We start from the raw sequence: 18,138 nt of genomic DNA, 5'->3' as shown, positions 1-18,138 counted from the left end.
ACATTGCCATTATACATGGTTGGGGGCGGGTTTATTTAGACCGCCATTAATCACCACAATTCACGATGGTTGGGGGCGGGTTTATTTAGACCTTCGTTGAATACCAAATTGACGGCGGAACCCGCCCCTACATTGCCATTATACATGGTTGGGGGCGGGTTTATTTAGACCGCCATTAATCACCCAATTGACGGCGGAACCCGCCCCTACCCAATTATTAATTATTAATTATTAATTATTAATTATCAATTATTGCTTCTGGCGCAACGAAACCCGGCAAAAATTTCGCGGACATGGGGATAATACCAATTGCGAAAACTGCAACGCATAGCCCAGGGACGAGTTATCCAACTACCACCGCGCAAAACTTTATGTTGGTTATCAAAATAAGTTTCAGAATAACCACGATAGGGATAAAACTCAAATCCTTCATAACCCATAAAATTACTGCTAGTCCACTCCCACACATTACCCAATAAATCATAAACTCCAGCGGCGCTAACTCCTGAATAATACCTATCTACGGGAGTAGTTAGGGGTTGATTAGTAATATTTTTTCCCAGGGAGTTACAGTTACAATTTTCCGGTGTAGGGGGTTCTTCGCCCCAGGGATAAGTGCGTTTTTTTCCAGCTTCCCTATCCCAACTAGCGGCTTTTTCCCACTCGGCTTCTGTGGGAAGTCTCTTCCCGACAAAATTACAATAGGCTTCGGCTTCATACCAACTCACACCACAAACGGGGTGATTATCTAAACTAGGGTTATCAGTCCAATAAAGAGGTTGTTGGTAATGGTTATGTTTAAGCCACTCCCAACCATCATTAGACCACCATTTAGCTTTATGATAGCCTCCCGCCTCGATAAATTGGCGATATTGACCGCAGGTGACGGGGTAAGTATCAATCCAATATTGATCTAAATAACAACTATGAAGGCGGCGTTCATTATCCATTGCGTCAATGGCTTGATTTCCCATGGTCAACTCTCCGGCGGGTATTTCGACCTCGGAAACTGACAACATAGGAACATCAGAAAATAGGGAAAAATTGCTGTTTTGTACCTCAAATCTATATAATTGTAGGACTATGGCGATGGTTTCTCCGTGTTGCGATTCATGTTGGACAATAAACCGCCATAGCCTTTCCTGTGTTTCTATGGGTGCGGTTTCTAAGTATTTGATAACTTGGGTTCTCACCAAGGATAAATACTCTAAAATAAACTCTAGGGAAGGAAGCTGAACTCGTTGATTTTTGGGGAGACCATCAGCGGTGAAAAGTTGCCTATATTCTGGATATAATGGTTGATGGCCGGCACATTCTTCTAATAGCCAATAGGCTTCGGTAAAGGCTATATGCCCTAAATGCCAACCCACAGGGCTAAAGTCTGGGTGAGGCTGGACACAGAGGGTTTCTCGATCAATTCCTTCAATGAGTTTTAAGGTGCCGAGACGGCATTCATGCAGGGCGTGATAAATGGTCTGTTTGAGTGAGGGGCTGGATATGGATATCACAATCTTCTCCGACGCTAATTATACTTTGTTCTGGGCAAAGATGCCACTTTCCTGGAAATAAAGGTTCCGAAGCAATGATAACTGATTCTGGGAAGTTGGGATGATTCTTTAACCAGTAAAGACTGGGAGGAATACCTGCTACAGCATAGCGGGAAGCTACGATTTGCTTTCCATCACAAATAATCATATTAGCCAGAACTCGCACCTGCATTGTATGGGCGATTTTGTTAATGGTATATAATGTTTGTTCTAAGGCAGACATTATGCCAGCTATTCCTTGACTTTGTAGGCTATCTTTAAACAGGGCAAATAAATGCTCTGAGTCGGTGTTTCCTTCTATGGAACGATAGCTTGTATCTGTGAGGCGATCGCGAATGGGTTTATATAGAGTTTCTCGGAAATCCTGAATATAACCATTATGGATAAACATCAGTTTTCCTGACTGGAAAGGTTGACAGTTATTCAAGTTGACGGCTTGACCAGGAGTGGCGCTGCGAACATAAGCTAAAATTTGCCCTGACTCAATATAGCGGCTGAGAGGAGTTAAGTTTAAATCACTCCAAATTGGCTGAATATTACGATAGCGATAGGGTTCGGTGTCGGCGGTGGGATGATACCAACCAATCCCAAAACCATCGGCATTTAGCAAGGCTTCCCGCATTTCCTTGGGTTGGTAACTTTGCACAATTAAGGAATGTTCAGGCTTGCACAAAATTTGTTCAAGTTGAATCGGATATCCGATATAGCCCAGTAAACGACACATAGTTAATAATTCAAGGATAACCAGTACAAATTAAACCAGAGATTAGGTGATGCTGTCAGCTTTCATTGTTCACTAATTAGACTGATTAACAGCCTGATTAATGCTTCCCCATACCAAGACAAAAACCAATCCTTTGATTATAGCATAATTCGACATCACCAGTCAAGTATACCATACTAATTGTTATTGTCTATCGCTTGACTTGTGGATATTTCCATTCGTATGTATTGGGGAACACAAAGTTGGTCATAGAAACGGAGATACTGGGTTCTAAAGACCGAACATGATGCCACCAACCCACGGGAATAAAAATTACCTCTCCGGGTTCTAAAATAAATTCAATGGGTCTCACCTTTTGAAATAATGGATATTTTCGATAGTCAGGATTTTCTAAATCTACTTCGCTGAAAACTCCTATATGGTTATACAAAAAAGGTACTTGATAGGGAGGAATCATTCTGATCAATTTACGACCAGAAACTTGGGCTAATAATAAATTCACTGGGTCGTGATGCAAGGGGGTAACAGTTCCGGCGGGTCCATACCAAAAGAAGATACAACCTGATGTTTGTGTCGGGTCTAAATACTCTGTGAATATTTCCAGGTCATTTAACAATCCTTTGAATTCAGGACGGTCTAAGTTTCTATTATTAGCGACCATATAGTAGTCGTTGGTTTGTTTACCGGAAACAACCCAATCAATATAATCAGCAAATCGCACAGTTTTTTGATGGCGCTGTAGGTTGATTTCATAGTCGGGGTCGGCTTCTCTTCCTGCTTGAATTTCGACCATGGCTTGTCCATAATTCTGTTTAAGATATTCTGGAGTCCATAATTCTAATGCCCGCCAGTTTGTGAGAATATCAGTTAAAATTAAGGGGGTATTTCGGGAATAGTAACTCTCCAAAAATTCCGACCGAGATACCCAGGGTTTGCGGTCAATGCTTGGAGATGCTTCTGAGAGAGACGCTAATTGACTCTGAATGGTCAGCATTGACTCGACTTTTTGCAAGAGTTGCACAAACTGCTTTCCGGCTTGTAAATATGGGTGATTGGTGGCTTGGTTAACTGCCTCTAAAGCTAGTTTTACGTCGATGCCTTGTTCTACCATTTTCTCGACTAAAACATGATCGGGAAATTCCAGGAGTTTATTGACGGCTATCCACTGTTGCCAATGGTCAGATAATTTGGGTAATGGGGGTTGATTATTGACGGGAAGAGGCTGTTGATGCAGCCACTCTAAGCTAACTTTTTGGTCGGCGTGTATGGTGATATTAAGGGGAGGTAAGGTAATTTGTTTAATTTCCGGTTGATTCATCACTTTATATGGAGTTGCAAGGGTGGAATTTATCTATCAATTTTGTCGGGATTTTTAGGATTAATTATTAGTGGTATCAAATCGCCAAAATTGACGACTACTCCACAGAAAAGCTATGCCAAAGCTGAGGTTAAGCAAACCAATCATGGCGTTTCCCCACCCTATTAATTTCATGGTGAAACCGATCGCGATCGCCATGGACAGAATAGCTAAGGTAATCCATCCAAATCGTGCTAAAATAGGATGGAGCGTATCGGTTTGAGGTTCTCTGATCCAGTCAACTAGGCGATCGAACAGGACTTGACCCGTAAATAATCCGATAGTCAGGGAAACCATCGCCCATAAAGCGTGCCATTCATCTAAGAATAGCAGATAGGGCAGGTGAAACCATAGAATTGCACCGATCGCTAATAAACCCATACCTGCGACCATCCAAATGATACCAGCTATCCACGCTGGTGGGATTATTGGAGATGAGGGATTTTCCATAGTTTAGATCTATTTCCAAAGCCAGACCGACCCAGACAGCCAGTAAGACACAGCCAGCCTGGGAAGTTGTGATCAATTATAGATTAAGGTAACTATTCAGGCGGGCAACCATAAATAGTTGCCCTTACCTGTTAGGGATTATCTGGAAACTAGCATTTTAGGTAATTTTCCCAAACATATCCTTCCATGACAGGGGTATAGATATAAACCCACTTACCATCAGGCGATCGTTCCCACACTTCCACCTCAACACCATCCGGGAGACTGCCAATAATTCTACCACGAGGGGTAGCCCGAACATTCAGGGGAGTATCAGTCGGATCAGCGACAATACAGACGCGGGCGATTGACCTCTGATCTGCTTGTGTCTGGCTACTGCTTTCATCCCGATACCTTTGCCAAATCGACTCTCTGGCTACCGCCACACTATGGCTAATAGTCAGCAGAGAAACAACCCCTAAAAATAATAATCCTATTCCAATCCGCCGCCATTTACTCATGGTTCAACACTCCTTCTGTAGGTTAATGAAGCGGTAAATGCACCTGGAAAAGGATTCAAAACTGAACATCTGAATTATAAATCAAATCTCCCCAAATTAATCATCTGATTTTTTGGATAACATTTCGGCAAATTTGAGCAAGGTTGACCCATAGCGATCGCCAGCGACCTCCAGCAAATCATTATGACCAGCCCCCTCAACCCAGAGAGACATTCTCGGGCCGTCAAAACCATAATAAAGCCTCTGTCCGTGGTCAAAGGGAATCACCCGATCGCGATCGCCATGTATAATCAAAACCGGAACCTCGACATTTTGAAGATTAGCCAAATTGGGGAAACGGTCAAAAGGAAAAATAGGAATCCGCGTTACCACCCGGAATGTACTAATAAAACCACTTTCAATCACCAACCCCCCCACTAATTCCCGCGCCGCCAGGTGGGTTGAGGGACCACTACCGACCGATCGCCCGTAGACAATAATACGCTCAGGGGGAACCTGTAAAACTTGGGTAAGATGGTAATAAGCGGCTTCTATGGCTTGATAAGCGCCCGCCACCGAGGGTGTGGCGCCACTAAGCCCATAACCGGGATAGTCATAGGCGAATACAGAAAAACCGATATCCCGTAGATTTTCCAGGCGAGACCGAATATCCCCCAAATCTTCAGCATTACCGTGGCTGTAGAGAATGGTATACTTAGCGGTGGGATTGGGAAGATACAAAGCAGCAATGGGTACTCCGTCAGCGGTCGTCAGGAAAGTGAGATCCTGGGTTTTCTCATAACTGGGGGGACGAGGCAAAAAAATCAGGCGATCGCTTTTAAAATATGCCCAAACACCCACTATTATATAAATCGCCAAGATTGAAGTAACTATCCGGCGCAGAGAAAAGTCTCCAATAACCCATTTTTTGATTTTGGCATTATTCATAGATGATGAGGACCATAAATGACCATGGAATTTCCCGACGACCTCAAATATTTAGATAGCCACGAGTATGTGCGTCTTGATGGCGAAATTGCTACCATTGGTATTAGCGCCTTCGCCGTTGACCAATTAGGTGATATTGTGTTCTTAGAATTGCCCGATGTCAATGATGCCTTAGAGAAAGGCGAAACCTTTGGTAATGTGGAATCGGTCAAAGCCGTTGAGGAACTCAAGGCTCCCGTTAGTGGTACAGTTGTGGAACGTAATGATGCGATCGTAGAAGCACCGGAAGAATTAGCCGATGACCCCTATGGAGAAGGCTGGCTGCTGAAAGTCCGCATAGGCGATGAATCAGACCTTGATGATGCCCTATCTGCTGATGAATATAGGGCCTTAGTCGAAGGGGAATGAATCTGCCAAAAACCTACCTACCTAGTCTAAGACTGCGGGGCAGAACTTGCAATTTTTCCCATTTGGATTTAGACTGCCCTATCAAATAGAACATTAGCATGAGTTTTCATTGTCTATGCTGTGGCTATGGCGATCGCTTCTGCGTAAGTCAAGCCAGATCAATCGCTAGTATTTGGTTTCTGAAAACTGCGACATTGAAAACAGTTTTCGCTTGCCATTTAGTTCTAACTGGGTTATAATCAATACAGCCCAACCTATACCCCTGCTTTAACCTAATTCAGGATCTCGCCATGCAGACCACAGTTAGTAACCAACTCAAATCTGAAAGCCTGGAGTTGCTGCGCGAGTACCAGCACTCCCCGTCTAACAGTGTCCGTAATCAACTTGTCCAAATCAACATTGGATTGGTCCGTAAAGAAGTCCACCACTGGCTCAACCAATGTACGGAAAGCTATGATGATTTGTTACAGGTGGGCTGTATTGGCTTGATTAGAGCCATAGAAAGGTTTGATATGTCTAAAGGTCATGCCTTTAGCTCCTTTGCTATTCCCTACATTCGCGGGGAAATTCAGCACTATTTGCGTGATAAGAGTCCCTCCGTCCGAGTTCCCCGTCAGTGGCTAACTCTACTGCGTAAAGCCACCCCATGTATTCAAGATTTACAAGTCAAGTTGGGACGCAAGCCGACCGATGCGGAAATAGCCTCAGCCCTAGAAATTTCTGTAGAGGAATGGAACCAGGTTAAACTTGCTTCCCAAAATAGATCTCTGTTGAGTTTAGACGCCCCCATTCAGGACGAAGAAGAAGGATCAACCAGCCTTGGTGATTTAGTTCCAGATACTCGTTACCGCAGTTTCCAACTAGCCCAAGAAGATCAAATTCGTCTCCAGCAAGCACTGGGACATTTAGAAGACGGGACTCGCAAAGTTTTAGAGTTTGTGTTTCTCTATGACCTCACCCAAAAAGAAACAGCGGAAAAATTGGGAATTAGTGCGGTTACAGTCTCTCGGCGAGTTAAACGGGGTTTAAGCCTGCTCAAAACCATGATGAATGGCTGATCCGATTCTGTATAGGTAGCCTGCATAGGTAGCCCCAAATAATTCACAAAAGCCCGATCCATTGCGTACCGGGCTTTTTTCGTCAATGGGGAATGGTGGTTTTGCGGTTTTCTCAGCGTACCCCTTGACAACTGATATCAGTTAATGATATCAATTAACTGTTATCAACATCGGTGATAATGCAGACACTTCCTCCAAAGACTAATCAATATCGAGAACTCCAAGTGGTAGGTGGGTTAAATGGGAAACATCGTCGCACTTTTAAGGCAATTTACACAAACCCGGTTCGGTCAGATATTGTCTGGACTGATGTTGAAAGTCTGTTTATAGCGCTGGGCGCGATCGCCCGCGAAGGGAGAGGATCTCGGGTACGGGTGGCCTTGAACGGTGTCAAAGCTGTTTTTCACGAACCACACCCGGAAAAAGAGATGGGTAAGGGTGCTGTTAAAAGCGTCCGGGAATTTTTAGAAAACGCGGGAGTTGCCCCCATGTCTGACTAAGATATCTATTAGAAAGGGGGTAACGAGCAATGTTACCCCTACCCAAAGTGACTCCAAAATATACTAACCAGTCCAGCCATTGCCGGATCGTGCCACAGAATTCTACAGATTATCCTAGAAACTTAATTTTACCATTTAGACGGTCAAGAACTGAGGGAAATATGCTGACATATAAGGGTTACAGTGGTCAAATTGAAGTTGATATAGAAAACGGCATCCTGTTTGGTCGCGTCTTGGATATTAGGGATACGATTACTTTTCAGGGAAAAACTGTTGAGGAAGCGAGTCAAGCCTTTCGTGACTCGGTTGATGATTATCTGGAGTTTTGCGAAGAGTTAGGGGAAAAACCTGATAAGCCTTTCTCTGGAAAATTGCCGTTTCGGACGACACCGGATCTACACCGAAAAATTTTTCTGGCGGCGGCTTCTGCGGGAAAAAGCATTAATGCTTGGATGGAAGAGGTTATAAAAGATGCAGCTAATCGTACTTTCCAGAACTAATGGAAGTTTTTGATCAGATAGCGGAAACCCTCTCCCGGCTCTCTCCCAGAGTGAGAGGGGGCCAGAGAGGGATTTTGATGATCCATTCAGGGGTTCAAGGTTGCTACATTTGGCGCATTTCAGCTTCAAGCATTCGGACTAAATTTTCATCTCCCTTGGCTCTAGCTACCTCAAGTCTATATTCCAGACGTTTTTGGATGTTAGCGCGATGGGTTTGGGATAGCTGGTTGACTTCTTTTCTAAAATCTTTGTTCATGATAAGCGGTTTTGATGTCAAGTTTATGGTTTAATCCTGCCTCCTCTATTATTATATCTCTATTCAACGGAGAATCAGCGATCGCCTCCCGAAAAATTTAATGTTTCGTAACCTAGGACACAGTTTTTGAACTGGCAAAATGTATGAGGGTGGTTATCGTTGCTCAAAAAGGGGCCATGGGACTGGGTTACGGCTGGACGATCGCCGGATAGTGTGCTATTGAAGCAGTTGGAGCAATCGGGTAGTATCGAATTTTTCCGCCATAATTTGGGTCATACAGTCAACCTTAACCCGATCATGGATACGGACGCGACCAAAAGCGCGATCGATGCTTTCCACGGTGGTGAGAGTATCGAGGTCAACACACAAAATGGGAATCTCCAACTCTTCAGCGCGGGTAATCACAATTTGAGCTGGGGGAAGTTGACCGGTGAGAATCAAGCAATGGGTAGACTGTTCCAAAGCGGCCATTTGAATATCAGTGCGATCGCCGCCTGTCACCACCGCCATATTATGTGATTGGCTAAAATACTTCATGGCGGAACTAACATTCATCGCCCCCACACTGAGAGTTTCCACAATCAAATCCAAACGTTCGTGACCACAAACCACCTGGGCTTCAAGCTGCGCCACCAACTCGCGCACCGTGACACTACGAAGCAGCGCATTTCTAGGAAGGATACCCAAAACCGGAATCCCCGCATTTTCCAGAAAAGGCTTAATCTGAGTTTCGACCTTAGCAACCTGTTGGTCGGTGACATCATTAAGCACAATTGCGATTAAGCGATCGCCCAAACGTTCTTTCGCCGATAGTACCTCATCCAAGAGACTATGGGAGTGACAACGAACCACCAACATAACCGCCGTATCCAAAACCTCAGCCATGCGGGGTACAGATAAATTAAAAAGACTCCCCTCCTGTAAAGTTCCGGGACCCTCAAGCAACACCAAATTCCCAGCAATTTGCTGGAGATAGTGAGTCAAAGCCTGGTGATAATAATTTAGATCTTGATGATATAGATGTTTATCAATTGTTACCTGATCAAGCATTAAAATAGGCGATCGCATATAAACTTCCGAAAGCCCCAAAGTCTGAGCAATAAAGTCACAATCAGCATCAACTTGATGATCACAATCATCATCAAAATCAGTTCCCAAAGGTTTCCCGTAAGCAATATCAAACCCCAGATTCCGCAACTGAGGTACTAAACCGAGGGTGACAGCAGACTTACCACTAGAACGCTCAATTGATCCAATTAATACATACTTAACGAGTTTAGCCACACCAGTAACTCCTAAACTTATCAAATCAGATTTAATTTTGACACGCTTAACGCACAGTCAACGTGAGTGTATCTATTTCATTCCATGTGTAGCAATTTTTTATAAAATTCCTGGGAAAAATCAATCACATGATGATGCTTGAAACTGTAGACCACCTGAATCAAGTGCTTCATAAACTCATAATTGGGCATCATCACTTCATAAGTTAGATCAGCATTATGCTCAAACATCACCCGACATCGAGTAAGGTCAGCCGGAAGCATAGAAGTATTCCAGGTGGCCACAAAAGGAATATCCTCACCCCCCTCGATTTTCCGTGCCCCCTCCAAACTCTTGTGTTGGTAGAGGCTCATAGACCAAGGCAAATATCGCCGTCTCTTTTCATCATAATAGGGTAGATAAACCACCAAGTCCCGTTTTTCAGCCTGTTTGAGGTCTTTGAGAATAGCAGCCGAATCACTCATCAGAAACCTCCGGGAGCTTGGAAACCCAGTGTCTTTAGACCTGGGAGGAAAAGTGACTCGTGCGGCTTTAGCCGCCTACTAGCTTGCAGCATATTGAAATCTCCATGAATTGAATGACAAGAACTTGATATCTGAAGGCTTCGCGTTTGGGCACAATCGCTTACCTGTTTCCAGAGAATGTAGACTCACTCGCCCTTTCGACGCACCGCCGATGTAGACAATGCCATATTTGGGATGCTTGGCGATTCCACCTCGCTTAAACCCTTCTGAAATCGTCCCACCATAAGGTGAACGAGTTCCGCCTTTACTGGGTTGAAATCGATGCAACTGTCTACGGTGAAATCGGAGCGGAATCACTACCATCAGTTCGTTGTTATCGGGTTGCTCGTGCCCTTCGGTGTACCAGTTTGCTAAGACCCAACTATCAACACAGTGAGCAGAAAACTTATCTGAAAGCTTCTGCTTTGATTTCTTGAGTCCTAACTGATTCCGAAGTTCTGCGGTTTCGTGTCCCTTCAGAGTGTGAAGAATTGCAATTCGCTCTAGCTCTGAGTAGAACCACTTCTTGCCCACTTCCATCGGACTGAATAAAACATTCCACTGGCCACAGTTCTTGAACGTCCGCGCTTTGATGTCTTCGACAACAAAGGCAGTAACCGGGAATAACTTGGTGAGCCAGTGACAGATTCGTAATTTCCATTGCCATCGCGCTTTCGTGCTAGGTGGGATTCCGCCTCGCTTACGATTTGGGCAATTCTTCCGGCAAGGAGTATTACGGTATCTTCGCGCTCTCCGAGCATTGCGCTTCGCTTCGACGGCATTCTTGACCCAATCCACTGCATGAGCCTGGATATTGAGATAGGTTCTCGTTCTTGACTTCACCGTAAAGCCTTCACGCTTTGAACCTGGAGCCATCCCAACCGCAAGAGGTTGAGTGAATCGTGATGATGGCTCTACATTCAGACGGGCACACAGTACGCCTTTCTTGTAGAACAAGGTTGCTTTGCCTGACTTGTTCCACCGAATTGCTCGGTTCAAGGTCGTGGGCATTAGTGGACGCTGATTTATATCGACAACTGGTACAGATTGCATGGCGGTAAGCCGTTAATGTACATCTCTTCGACGCTGACGACTCAAGGGACTAGGGATTAGAGAAGTGTCTCTAGTGTTGGTTGCGCTGCCACGCGCTAAGTCGTTCAGTTTGCCTTGTGGCGTAGTCTAGTCCTCGTGTTTAACCTGAACTTGCTCTATGGCTTGAGCTTATTCAAGCCCCGTCTCTTTAGAGCGGGGTACATGACAATTAAATTCCTGCTCATTGTATCACTCCATCTTAGCGGTTCTGGGAAACTCGGTATAGAGGTTAAGGGGGTAGAGGTTAAGGGGAATTGGTTATGAGCGTTGTCCCACCCCATCGGGCCAACCACCTGGTCTGGCAATTATTCCGTGGGGAGCAAATTCTTGGATCAATGGCTGCAAAAAGGTGAAATACTGCACAATGATAGAGAACAATTGAAGTCAAATTTATCAATGCCAGAGAAATCTTGGCTGAACCGTCAGCGTCAACATCAAACCAGTAGAGGTGCAACGGAGTTATTTGATATGCACCATAACCATCGTGATTCGGGAGTTACAGACTCCAATAGTCAAAATTATAGATTCCCTCCGGGGATTAGGCGTTTTCGTCTTCTTTCCCGTCGGCGGGGATGGGGGGGGTCTCAACCCCAGAAACCTGAGCAAGCTAATAAACTTAATATCCCCCCAGAATGTTATCAGAATCGGCGAGGCAAAGCAGCGATCGCCCTAAGCCTGATTTGGAGTCTGATGATTATCGGGCACTTGATTTCCTGGGGATATTGGTTAATTCTGGGATTAACTGGGTTATTAGTAATTCAAGCTATCCGCATTGTGTGGGCTGGCCACCGTGGGTTAGATATTAACCCGGAACATAGGCCAGAAGAATTGCCCTTTGTCTCCCTACTGGTGGCTGCTAAAAATGAAGAGGCTGTGATTGGCAATTTAGTCAAGAATCTCTGCGCTCTCAACTATCCTAGTCATTGCTATGAACTGTGGGTGATTGATGATAATAGTAGCGATCGCACTCCCATAGTTCTCCAGGAATTAGCCAAAGAGTATCAACAACTGCACATTCTGCACCGAGACGAAAACGCCACTGGTGGCAAATCGGGCGCACTCAATCAAGCCCTACCCCTCACCCGTGGTAAAATACTAGGGGTTTTTGATGCCGATGCTACTGTGGACTCAGATCTGCTACAACAGGTGATTCCCAAATTTCAGGCGGAACAAGTGGGAGCCGTTCAACTCCAAAAGGCGATCGCCAATAGCAACTTCAACTTTTTAACCCGTTGTCAAGCCTCAGAGATGGCTTTAGATGCCTTTTTCCAGAAACAGCGAGTAGCTGTGGGCGGTATTGGGGAACTGCGGGGAAATGGGGAGTTTATTCGTCGCGCCGCCCTCGAAAGCTGTGGCGGATGGTGTGAACAAACCATTACCGATGATCTCGATTTAACCATTCGTCTGCACTTAGACCATTGGGATATCGAATTTCTGGATACTTCCGTCGTCTTTGAAGAAGGAGTTACCAATTGGGTCGCCCTCTGGCATCAGCGGAACCGTTGGGCTGAGGGAGGATATCAAAGATATCTCGACTATGGGAAATTCATCATCGCTAACCGTATGGGAGTTGGCAAAACCTTTGATTTATTCGGGTTTTTGATTACCCAGTACATCTTACCCATGGCTGCCATTCCCGATTTATTCATGTCATTGATTCTCCGTCGCCCCCCCATTACCAGCCCCCTGACTCTATTAGCAGTTAGTCTGTCGCTGATCGGAATGTTTATCGGCTTGCGGCGTACTGTTAGCCGTGGAAATATGCCATCCCAGAAAACTAATTCACCTGATAACTTAACCACAGATGGCGATCGCCAAGCGGCTACCGAGTCATTAGGCAAATATTATCCCCCACTTTCCTACATGACGACATTGTTCCAAACCCTGCGTGGTACCGTGTATATGTTTCATTGGTTCATTGTCGTTGCCAGTGCCACGGCCCGGATCAGTGTGCGTCCCAAACGCCTGAAATGGGTGAAGACGGTTCATCAAGGAACCCTAAACCATCAATGAGGAACCACCCATGGATTTGCTAGAGTACCAAGCTAAAACCCTATTTCGTCAGATGGCAATTCCCGTATTGCCTTCCCAGAGAATTGATTTTGCTCATGACCTCAAAGGATTAACCATCCCCTATCCTGTGGTTCTCAAATCCCAAGTTCGGGCTGGGGGACGGGGAAAAGCTGGTGGTATCAAGTTTGTGGAAAATACCATTGATGCAGTGGCTGCGGCTCAATGTATTTTTAATCTGGCTATTCAAGATGAATATCCCCAAGTCCTACTGGCTGAAGCTAAATATGATGCCGATCAAGAAGTATATCTGGCGGTGATTCTTGATCCGGTGACTCGCCGCCCCCTATTATTGGGGTCTGTGCAGGGGGGAGTTAACGTTGAGGCTACCATGTTCCATATTCAAAAGGTCGTCGTAGATCAGGAATTTTCCCCTTTTTATGCTCGCCGTCTGACGGTGAAAATGGGATTACAAGAACACCATGTCCTATCTGTCAGTAACATTTTGGAGAAAATGTATCGGCTATTTGTCGAGAAAGACTTAGATTTGGTGGAAATTAACCCCCTGGGGATTAGTTCCACGGGCGAGTTAATGGCTCTTGATGGGAAGGTGGTCGCTAATAATCAGGCTTTGGAGAGACACCCGGATTTAGTTCTGTTGGTTAATGAACAATGTTCAGATACTAGCGCAATTGAGCCAACGGATTTACCCACTAATCAACCCAATTTTGTCGAACTTGATGGCAATATTGGTATCATCTGCAATGGGGCTGCTTTAACTATGACTACCCTAGATCAGATTATAGCAACTAAGGGAAAACCTGCTAATTTCTTCAACTTGGGAGGAGAAGATCATTTTGACCTGACCGAAACACTGTTGCAGAATTTCTATGAGGGACTAACATTGGTCATGGCATCCGATCGCATTAAAGTCGTGATGATTAACTGGCTGGGACACCAGACTACTACTGATCAACTGGCTGAGGCGATCGCCAACTTTTTACAGCGCCAAAATCAGAGCAATACTCTCCCGCATTTTGTCCTACGTTTGCAAGTCACTGAACCAGAGAGTAACCTAGCTAAATTTGCTGATTTACCTGTGGAAATTGTGGCAAATTTCGATGATGCGGTTAAACGAACCGTCGCTTTATCTCGGTAGGTAAGGGTTCAGAAATAATCTCCTGTAGATAGAGGCTGTTTACTGAACCCGCCCGGACATAGCTGCATGGTTTCTGATTAATTATAGCTTGAAAAAATATGAATTTAACTCCAGATAGTAAAGTCATTATTCAGGGGTTGAGGGATTCTGAACCTTCCCTAAAGGCAGCCCTCAATATGAAAGCATATAGCACTAATATCGTCGCCTGTGTCAGCGCCGGAAGAGGTGGGGATATCATCCATGAAATCCCATTTTTTGACCTAGTAGAACAGGCTCAAGCCGCCGTAGGACCTGTAGATACTAGCGTCATTTTGGTTCACCCTTATGACGTTCTTGATGCGGCATTAGAGGCTATTGATGCCGGAATTAGACAGCTTGTAATTGTTACTGAAGGAATGCCACCCCTCGATATGGTGCGTTTGGTCAGAAAGGCGGAAGCCACCGAAACTTTAGTTGTCGGTCCTAATTGTCCTGGTATTATTGTCCCCGGTAAACTATTATTGGGAACCCATCCTCCTCAATTTTATACCCCCGGTTCTATTGGCTTAATTAGTCGCAGTAGCACCCTCACTTATGAAGTCGCTCAAGCCTTGACTGATGCCAAATTGGGGCAGTCTATTAGTGTCTGTATTGGTAGTGATTTAATTGTCGGTTCCTCCTTTATTCAATGGCTCCAGATTTTAGATGAAGATGACCATACAGATGCCATTGTTTTGGTGGGAGAAGTTGGCGGCTCTAGTGAAGAAGAAGCAGCCTCTTATATTGCCGAAACTATTGATAAACCCGTGGTAGCTTATATTACCGGTCTCCATACTCCTAAAGCTCAATTGATTAGTCATGCTAGTACAATTATCACTTCCAGATTTACCCAAGACCTTCACCCAGGGACGGCTCAGAGTAAAATTTCCGTATTTGAAAAAGCTAAAATCCCCGTGGCTTCTAGTCCCTATCACCTGCCTGAGTTATTGAAAAAGTGCCTTAAAAAAAATCGCGCCTCTAAGTAAATCTCCAACGGCTTTAGGATGATGTATAATAGGAGAAAATGTCAACTTTTAACTAGCAATTAAATGGCTGCTAATCCTCAAAAAATCATCCTATGGTATCGGCATGATCTGCGGTTACATGACCATGAACCCCTAGATTTGGCTACCTCCACTCAAGCGCAAATTATCCCCCTCTACTGTTTCGACCCCAGACAGTTTGCCAAAACTTCCTTTGGTTTCCCGAAAATGGGGGGATTTCGGGGTAAATTTCTGTTAGAAAGTGTCGCGGATTTACGCCATAATTTGCAAAAAATTGGTAGTAACTTATTAGTAAGAATAGGTGAGCCAGAAACGGTTATATTTGACCTGGTTAAACAATTAAATATTGATGCGGTTTATTACCATAAAGAAGTTACCACCGAAGAATTAGCAGTAGAAAGGGCATTAGAGAAAGCCTTAACCCCCCTGGGAGTTGAGGTAAAATCTTTCTGGGGAGCCACATTATATCATCCCAAAGAATTACCCTTTCCCATTGAAAAACTACCGGAACTTTTTACCAACTTCCGTAAACAGGTCGAGAAAAAATCAATTATTTACCCGCCATATACCCCCCCTAAGCAATTACCGACATTCCCAGATATTGAACCAGGAGAAATCCCAACTTTGGCGGAACTTGGTATCACAAAATTACCCTTTGATAGCCGGGCTGTCTTGGATTTTGTCGGTGGAGAAACGGCGGGTTTAACCAGATTAAATGATTATTTTTGGCAGCGAGATTGTCTCAAAAACTATAAACAAACTCGTAATGGGATGTTAGGCTCTGATTATTCGTCGAAATTTTCTCCCTGGTTAGCTAATGGTTGTCTATCTCCTCGATGGATTTATCAACAGGTGTGCGATTATGAACAACAACGAGTTAAAAATGATTCCACTTATTGGCTGGTTTTTGAATTATTATGGCGGGATTATTTCCGGTTTATTTGTCTGAAACATGGGCGTAAGGTGTTCTATAAATCGGGTTTACAGGGTGTCAAAATTCCCTGGGGAGAAAATTGGCAACAGTTCCAGAGTTGGTGTGATGGACTGACGGGGTTTCCCCTGGTAGATGCGAATATGCGAGAGTTGGCTGCTACGGGGTTTATGTCTAATCGAGGACGGCAAAATGTGGCGAGTTTTTTAACTAAGAATTTGGGCATAAATTGGCAAATGGGGGCGGAGTGGTTTGAGTCTCTCCTGATTGATTATGATGTCTGTAGTAATTGGGGTAATTGGAATTATACGGCGGGGGTGGGTAATGATGGCAGGGGATTTCGCTATTTTAATATAGCTAAACAGTCCCAGGATTATGACCCGATGGGGGATTATGTGAAACATTGGCTACCAGAATTAGCGTCTATTCCTCATGGTAAGGTTCACTCTCCCTGGCGTTTATCTAATCAAGAACAGATCAGGTTTGGGATGCGTTTGGGGGTGGATTATCCCTATCCTATGGTGGATCTGCAAAGGTCGGTAGAAGCTAATCGCCGGATTTATGAGAAATCCTGACAAATGACCTGAAATAACTATGGGATTGGTGTGAATTAAAAAAAAGTCAAAATGGAGGGTATACAGTCGGTGAGTTGTGATTGCTGTGAAATGGTGAGGTTTTCCAAGTCGCCCCAAAAGTTGCGCCTGTTGGGGATAGCTTTAATTTCGATCCTGGGTTTTGCTGGGGTAGAGGCGGTGGTGGGATGGGTTAGTCATAGTATGGCTTTGACGGCTGACTCTGGTCACATGGCGGCGGATGGGTTGGCGATCGCTTTAGCGATTTTAGCGGCTTCTGTGGCGCGACGTTATCGGGGAATTGAGGTCTGGGCGGCTTTGTTGAATGGGGTGGGACTTTTGGTAATGGCGATCGCCATTGGTCTGGAGGCGATCCGACACCTACAAAATCCCCCGGAAACCATTTTGAGTTTACCTATGTTGGTAGTTGCGATCATTGGTTTGGGGGTCAATGGCTTTAATATCATGCTGTTGCACCGAGATGGTCAACAGGACCTGAATATGCGGGGGGTTTTGCTTCATATCTTAGCTGATACCCTCAGTTCTGTTGGCGCTATTGTGGCAGCGATCGCTATTTGGTTAACAGATTGTACTTGGGCTGATGGTGCCGTCGGTTTGGGGGTGTCGGTGTTGGTGGGTTTGGGTTCGCTACCTGTGATCCGCCACAGTTTGGCGATTTTGTTAAATATATCTCCGGTGGGGGTAGATCGGGAGTTAGTCCGAGAGGCGATCGCCAACTTTCCGGGAATTGTAGCCGTCGAAGATTTGCTGATTATAGCGATCGCACCAGGTTATTATGCCGTGGAAGCCACCCTAAAAGTAGATATAGACCTAAAACAAGGCGATCGTTTACTCACCCAAATTCAGGCTACCCTCAGCCAAAAATTCGGCATTGACGATATTCGCTGCCAACTAGATCAGGTATTATCTCCCCCAAAACTGGGTTTCTGGGAAATAGGACAGACCAGCCTCGCATCGATAATCAGCCCAGTCCAGGTAAATCAGCCCCTAGGAGTGAAAGAAATGCAGATCCCTCTCGACAAACGTTTGCACCAGTAGCGATCGATCCAAATACTTATCAGAAAAATTAGGTTTTCAACCCCGTCCTTGTAGGACGACTTTCTGTGAAAATATTAGGGTAGTGCTAAAGAGGTAATGATGCCTTGTAGTGATGGATAAAATACCAAATGCCACCAATGTGATTCTGCAAACACTTGGAAAAGGACAAGGTCTTGGGTACTAAGCGAGACACTCGTTGTCTCAAGGTATTGTTAAACCTTTCGATGTATAGCATTAGTCAAGGTGGTTAGGACGCAGCTTTGAGAACGGAATCCATGG

19 protein-coding genes and 1 pseudogene are annotated in these 18,138 nt (G+C 44.8%); 9 read left to right on the top strand and 11 right to left on the bottom strand.

The genetic code is table 11. From position 1 onward, the window contains the following. Nucleotides 1-245: 245 nt before the first annotated feature. The 6 genes from P5683_RS09020 to P5683_RS08995 all read right to left on the bottom strand — a co-directional run bounded on the left by P5683_RS09020 (nucleotide 246) and on the right by P5683_RS08995 (nucleotide 5,505). Nucleotides 246-1,508 carry an ergothioneine biosynthesis protein EgtB gene (locus P5683_RS09020; protein WP_315639705.1) on the bottom strand — a complete coding sequence of 421 codons (1,263 nt, stop codon included), beginning with the start codon at nucleotides 1,506-1,508 and terminating at the stop codon, nucleotides 246-248. Continuing rightward, entirely contained in the window at nucleotides 1,453-2,271 is an 819-nt protein-coding gene (gene egtC / locus P5683_RS09015) for an ergothioneine biosynthesis protein EgtC (RefSeq protein ID WP_315639706.1), read from the bottom strand. The genes P5683_RS09020 and egtC overlap by 56 nt, the downstream gene beginning before the upstream one ends. Before the next feature lie 190 nt (nucleotides 2,272-2,461). Continuing rightward, nucleotides 2,462-3,589, bottom strand: a complete 1,128-nt coding sequence (locus tag P5683_RS09010; protein ID WP_006621393.1) for a cupin-like domain-containing protein — start codon at nucleotides 3,587-3,589, stop codon at nucleotides 2,462-2,464. Nucleotides 3,590-3,649: 60 nt separating this feature from the next. Continuing rightward, nucleotides 3,650-4,078 carry a hypothetical protein gene (locus tag P5683_RS09005; protein ID WP_006669079.1) on the bottom strand — a complete coding sequence of 143 codons (429 nt, stop codon included), beginning with the start codon at nucleotides 4,076-4,078 and terminating at the stop codon, nucleotides 3,650-3,652. Nucleotides 4,079-4,227: 149 nt separating this feature from the next. After that, nucleotides 4,228-4,578, bottom strand: a complete 351-nt coding sequence (locus P5683_RS09000) for an SH3 domain-containing protein (protein WP_006621395.1) — start codon at nucleotides 4,576-4,578, stop codon at nucleotides 4,228-4,230. Nucleotides 4,579-4,674: 96 nt separating this feature from the next. Then, complete coding sequence (locus P5683_RS08995; RefSeq protein WP_006621396.1) at nucleotides 4,675-5,505, bottom strand: alpha/beta hydrolase; 831 nt, start codon at nucleotides 5,503-5,505, stop codon at nucleotides 4,675-4,677. Between the two features lie 18 nt (nucleotides 5,506-5,523). On the opposite strand from P5683_RS08995, the gene gcvH reads away from it, so the two are divergent. The 4 genes from gcvH (at nucleotide 5,524) to P5683_RS08975 (ending at nucleotide 7,971) form a co-directional block, all read left to right on the top strand. Beyond that, nucleotides 5,524-5,913, top strand: a complete 390-nt coding sequence (gene gcvH / locus P5683_RS08990) for a glycine cleavage system protein GcvH (RefSeq protein WP_006621397.1) — start codon at nucleotides 5,524-5,526, stop codon at nucleotides 5,911-5,913. Between the two features lie 290 nt (nucleotides 5,914-6,203). Further along, nucleotides 6,204-6,971 (top strand): RNA polymerase sigma factor SigF, encoded by a 768-nt coding sequence (locus P5683_RS08985; RefSeq protein WP_006621399.1) that lies wholly within the window; start codon nucleotides 6,204-6,206, stop codon nucleotides 6,969-6,971. Nucleotides 6,972-7,150: 179 nt separating this feature from the next. Then, on the top strand, nucleotides 7,151-7,471 hold the full coding sequence (locus P5683_RS08980) for a type II toxin-antitoxin system HicA family toxin (RefSeq protein ID WP_006621400.1): 321 nt from the start codon (nucleotides 7,151-7,153) through the stop codon (nucleotides 7,469-7,471). 161 nt (nucleotides 7,472-7,632) lie between these two features. Then, complete coding sequence (locus tag P5683_RS08975) at nucleotides 7,633-7,971, top strand: type II toxin-antitoxin system HicB family antitoxin (RefSeq protein WP_006621401.1); 339 nt, start codon at nucleotides 7,633-7,635, stop codon at nucleotides 7,969-7,971. A gap of 103 nt (nucleotides 7,972-8,074) precedes the next feature. On the opposite strand, the gene P5683_RS08970 is transcribed toward P5683_RS08975, so the two are convergent. The 4 genes from P5683_RS08970 to P5683_RS08955 all read right to left on the bottom strand — a co-directional run bounded on the left by P5683_RS08970 (nucleotide 8,075) and on the right by P5683_RS08955 (nucleotide 11,067). After that, complete coding sequence (locus tag P5683_RS08970; protein ID WP_006669082.1) at nucleotides 8,075-8,227, bottom strand: hypothetical protein; 153 nt, start codon at nucleotides 8,225-8,227, stop codon at nucleotides 8,075-8,077. 216 nt (nucleotides 8,228-8,443) lie between these two features. Continuing rightward, nucleotides 8,444-9,511: a phosphotransacetylase family protein gene (locus P5683_RS08965; protein WP_187758186.1), complete on the bottom strand. Its 1,068-nt coding sequence runs from the start codon at nucleotides 9,509-9,511 to the stop codon at nucleotides 8,444-8,446. Between the two features lie 77 nt (nucleotides 9,512-9,588). Next, nucleotides 9,589-9,975: a type IV pilus biogenesis protein EbsA gene (gene ebsA / locus P5683_RS08960; protein ID WP_006621404.1), complete on the bottom strand. Its 387-nt coding sequence runs from the start codon at nucleotides 9,973-9,975 to the stop codon at nucleotides 9,589-9,591. A 78-nt stretch (nucleotides 9,976-10,053) separates the two neighbouring features. Beyond that, nucleotides 10,054-11,067 carry an RRXRR domain-containing protein gene (locus P5683_RS08955; protein ID WP_006621405.1) on the bottom strand — a complete coding sequence of 338 codons (1,014 nt, stop codon included), beginning with the start codon at nucleotides 11,065-11,067 and terminating at the stop codon, nucleotides 10,054-10,056. A gap of 435 nt (nucleotides 11,068-11,502) precedes the next feature. On the opposite strand from P5683_RS08955, the gene P5683_RS08950 reads away from it, so the two are divergent. From P5683_RS08950 to P5683_RS08930, 5 genes are all read left to right on the top strand, one after another. Then, entirely contained in the window at nucleotides 11,503-13,119 is a 1,617-nt protein-coding gene (locus P5683_RS08950) for a glycosyltransferase family 2 protein (protein ID WP_006621406.1), read from the top strand. Between the two features lie 10 nt (nucleotides 13,120-13,129). After that, on the top strand, nucleotides 13,130-14,275 hold the full coding sequence (locus tag P5683_RS08945; protein WP_006621407.1) for an ATP-grasp domain-containing protein: 1,146 nt from the start codon (nucleotides 13,130-13,132) through the stop codon (nucleotides 14,273-14,275). A gap of 98 nt (nucleotides 14,276-14,373) precedes the next feature. After that, nucleotides 14,374-15,279, top strand: coding sequence for a CoA-binding protein (locus P5683_RS08940; protein ID WP_006669086.1), 906 nt, complete (start codon nucleotides 14,374-14,376; stop codon nucleotides 15,277-15,279). A 63-nt stretch (nucleotides 15,280-15,342) separates the two neighbouring features. Next, nucleotides 15,343-16,803 carry a DASH family cryptochrome gene (locus P5683_RS08935; protein WP_006621409.1) on the top strand — a complete coding sequence of 487 codons (1,461 nt, stop codon included), beginning with the start codon at nucleotides 15,343-15,345 and terminating at the stop codon, nucleotides 16,801-16,803. Between the two features lie 51 nt (nucleotides 16,804-16,854). Further along, entirely contained in the window at nucleotides 16,855-17,859 is a 1,005-nt protein-coding gene (locus tag P5683_RS08930) for a cation diffusion facilitator family transporter (protein ID WP_006669087.1), read from the top strand. An 85-nt stretch (nucleotides 17,860-17,944) separates the two neighbouring features. Here P5683_RS08930 and P5683_RS08925 read toward each other — a convergent pair. Next, nucleotides 17,945-18,088, bottom strand: a pseudogene (locus P5683_RS08925) (IS1 family transposase); the annotation flags it as partial. Nucleotides 18,089-18,138 lie beyond the last annotated feature (50 nt).

The sequence above is a fragment of the Limnospira sp. PMC 1279.21 genome (genome assembly GCF_032349615.1).
GTDB classification, from domain to species: Bacteria; Cyanobacteriota; Cyanobacteriia; order Cyanobacteriales; family Microcoleaceae; genus Limnospira; species Limnospira fusiformis.
This window is presented reverse-complemented; position numbering and strand designations above follow the sequence as displayed.

What these genes read in the sequence shown, in the direction of transcription:
- egtC (WP_315639706.1), bottom strand. Translation starts at nt 2,271, where the DNA reads ATGTGTCGTTTACTGGGCTATATCGGATATCCGATTCAACTTGAACAA.
- ebsA (WP_006621404.1), bottom strand. Translation starts at nt 9,975, where the DNA reads ATGAGTGATTCGGCTGCTATTCTCAAAGACCTCAAACAGGCTGAAAAA.
- P5683_RS09000 (WP_006621395.1), bottom strand. Translation starts at nt 4,578, where the DNA reads ATGAGTAAATGGCGGCGGATTGGAATAGGATTATTATTTTTAGGGGTT.
- gcvH (WP_006621397.1), top strand. Translation starts at nt 5,524, where the DNA reads ATGACCATGGAATTTCCCGACGACCTCAAATATTTAGATAGCCACGAG.
- P5683_RS08950 (WP_006621406.1), top strand. Translation starts at nt 11,503, where the DNA reads ATGCCAGAGAAATCTTGGCTGAACCGTCAGCGTCAACATCAAACCAGT.
- P5683_RS08930 (WP_006669087.1), top strand. Translation starts at nt 16,855, where the DNA reads ATGGAGGGTATACAGTCGGTGAGTTGTGATTGCTGTGAAATGGTGAGG.
- P5683_RS08955 (WP_006621405.1), bottom strand. Translation starts at nt 11,067, where the DNA reads ATGCAATCTGTACCAGTTGTCGATATAAATCAGCGTCCACTAATGCCC.
- P5683_RS09005 (WP_006669079.1), bottom strand. Translation starts at nt 4,078, where the DNA reads ATGGAAAATCCCTCATCTCCAATAATCCCACCAGCGTGGATAGCTGGT.
- P5683_RS08945 (WP_006621407.1), top strand. Translation starts at nt 13,130, where the DNA reads ATGGATTTGCTAGAGTACCAAGCTAAAACCCTATTTCGTCAGATGGCA.
- P5683_RS08995 (WP_006621396.1), bottom strand. Translation starts at nt 5,505, where the DNA reads ATGAATAATGCCAAAATCAAAAAATGGGTTATTGGAGACTTTTCTCTG.
- P5683_RS08985 (WP_006621399.1), top strand. Translation starts at nt 6,204, where the DNA reads ATGCAGACCACAGTTAGTAACCAACTCAAATCTGAAAGCCTGGAGTTG.
- P5683_RS08980 (WP_006621400.1), top strand. Translation starts at nt 7,151, where the DNA reads ATGCAGACACTTCCTCCAAAGACTAATCAATATCGAGAACTCCAAGTG.
- P5683_RS09010 (WP_006621393.1), bottom strand. Translation starts at nt 3,589, where the DNA reads ATGAATCAACCGGAAATTAAACAAATTACCTTACCTCCCCTTAATATC.
- P5683_RS08975 (WP_006621401.1), top strand. Translation starts at nt 7,633, where the DNA reads ATGCTGACATATAAGGGTTACAGTGGTCAAATTGAAGTTGATATAGAA.
- P5683_RS08970 (WP_006669082.1), bottom strand. Translation starts at nt 8,227, where the DNA reads ATGAACAAAGATTTTAGAAAAGAAGTCAACCAGCTATCCCAAACCCAT.
- P5683_RS08940 (WP_006669086.1), top strand. Translation starts at nt 14,374, where the DNA reads ATGAATTTAACTCCAGATAGTAAAGTCATTATTCAGGGGTTGAGGGAT.
- P5683_RS08935 (WP_006621409.1), top strand. Translation starts at nt 15,343, where the DNA reads ATGGCTGCTAATCCTCAAAAAATCATCCTATGGTATCGGCATGATCTG.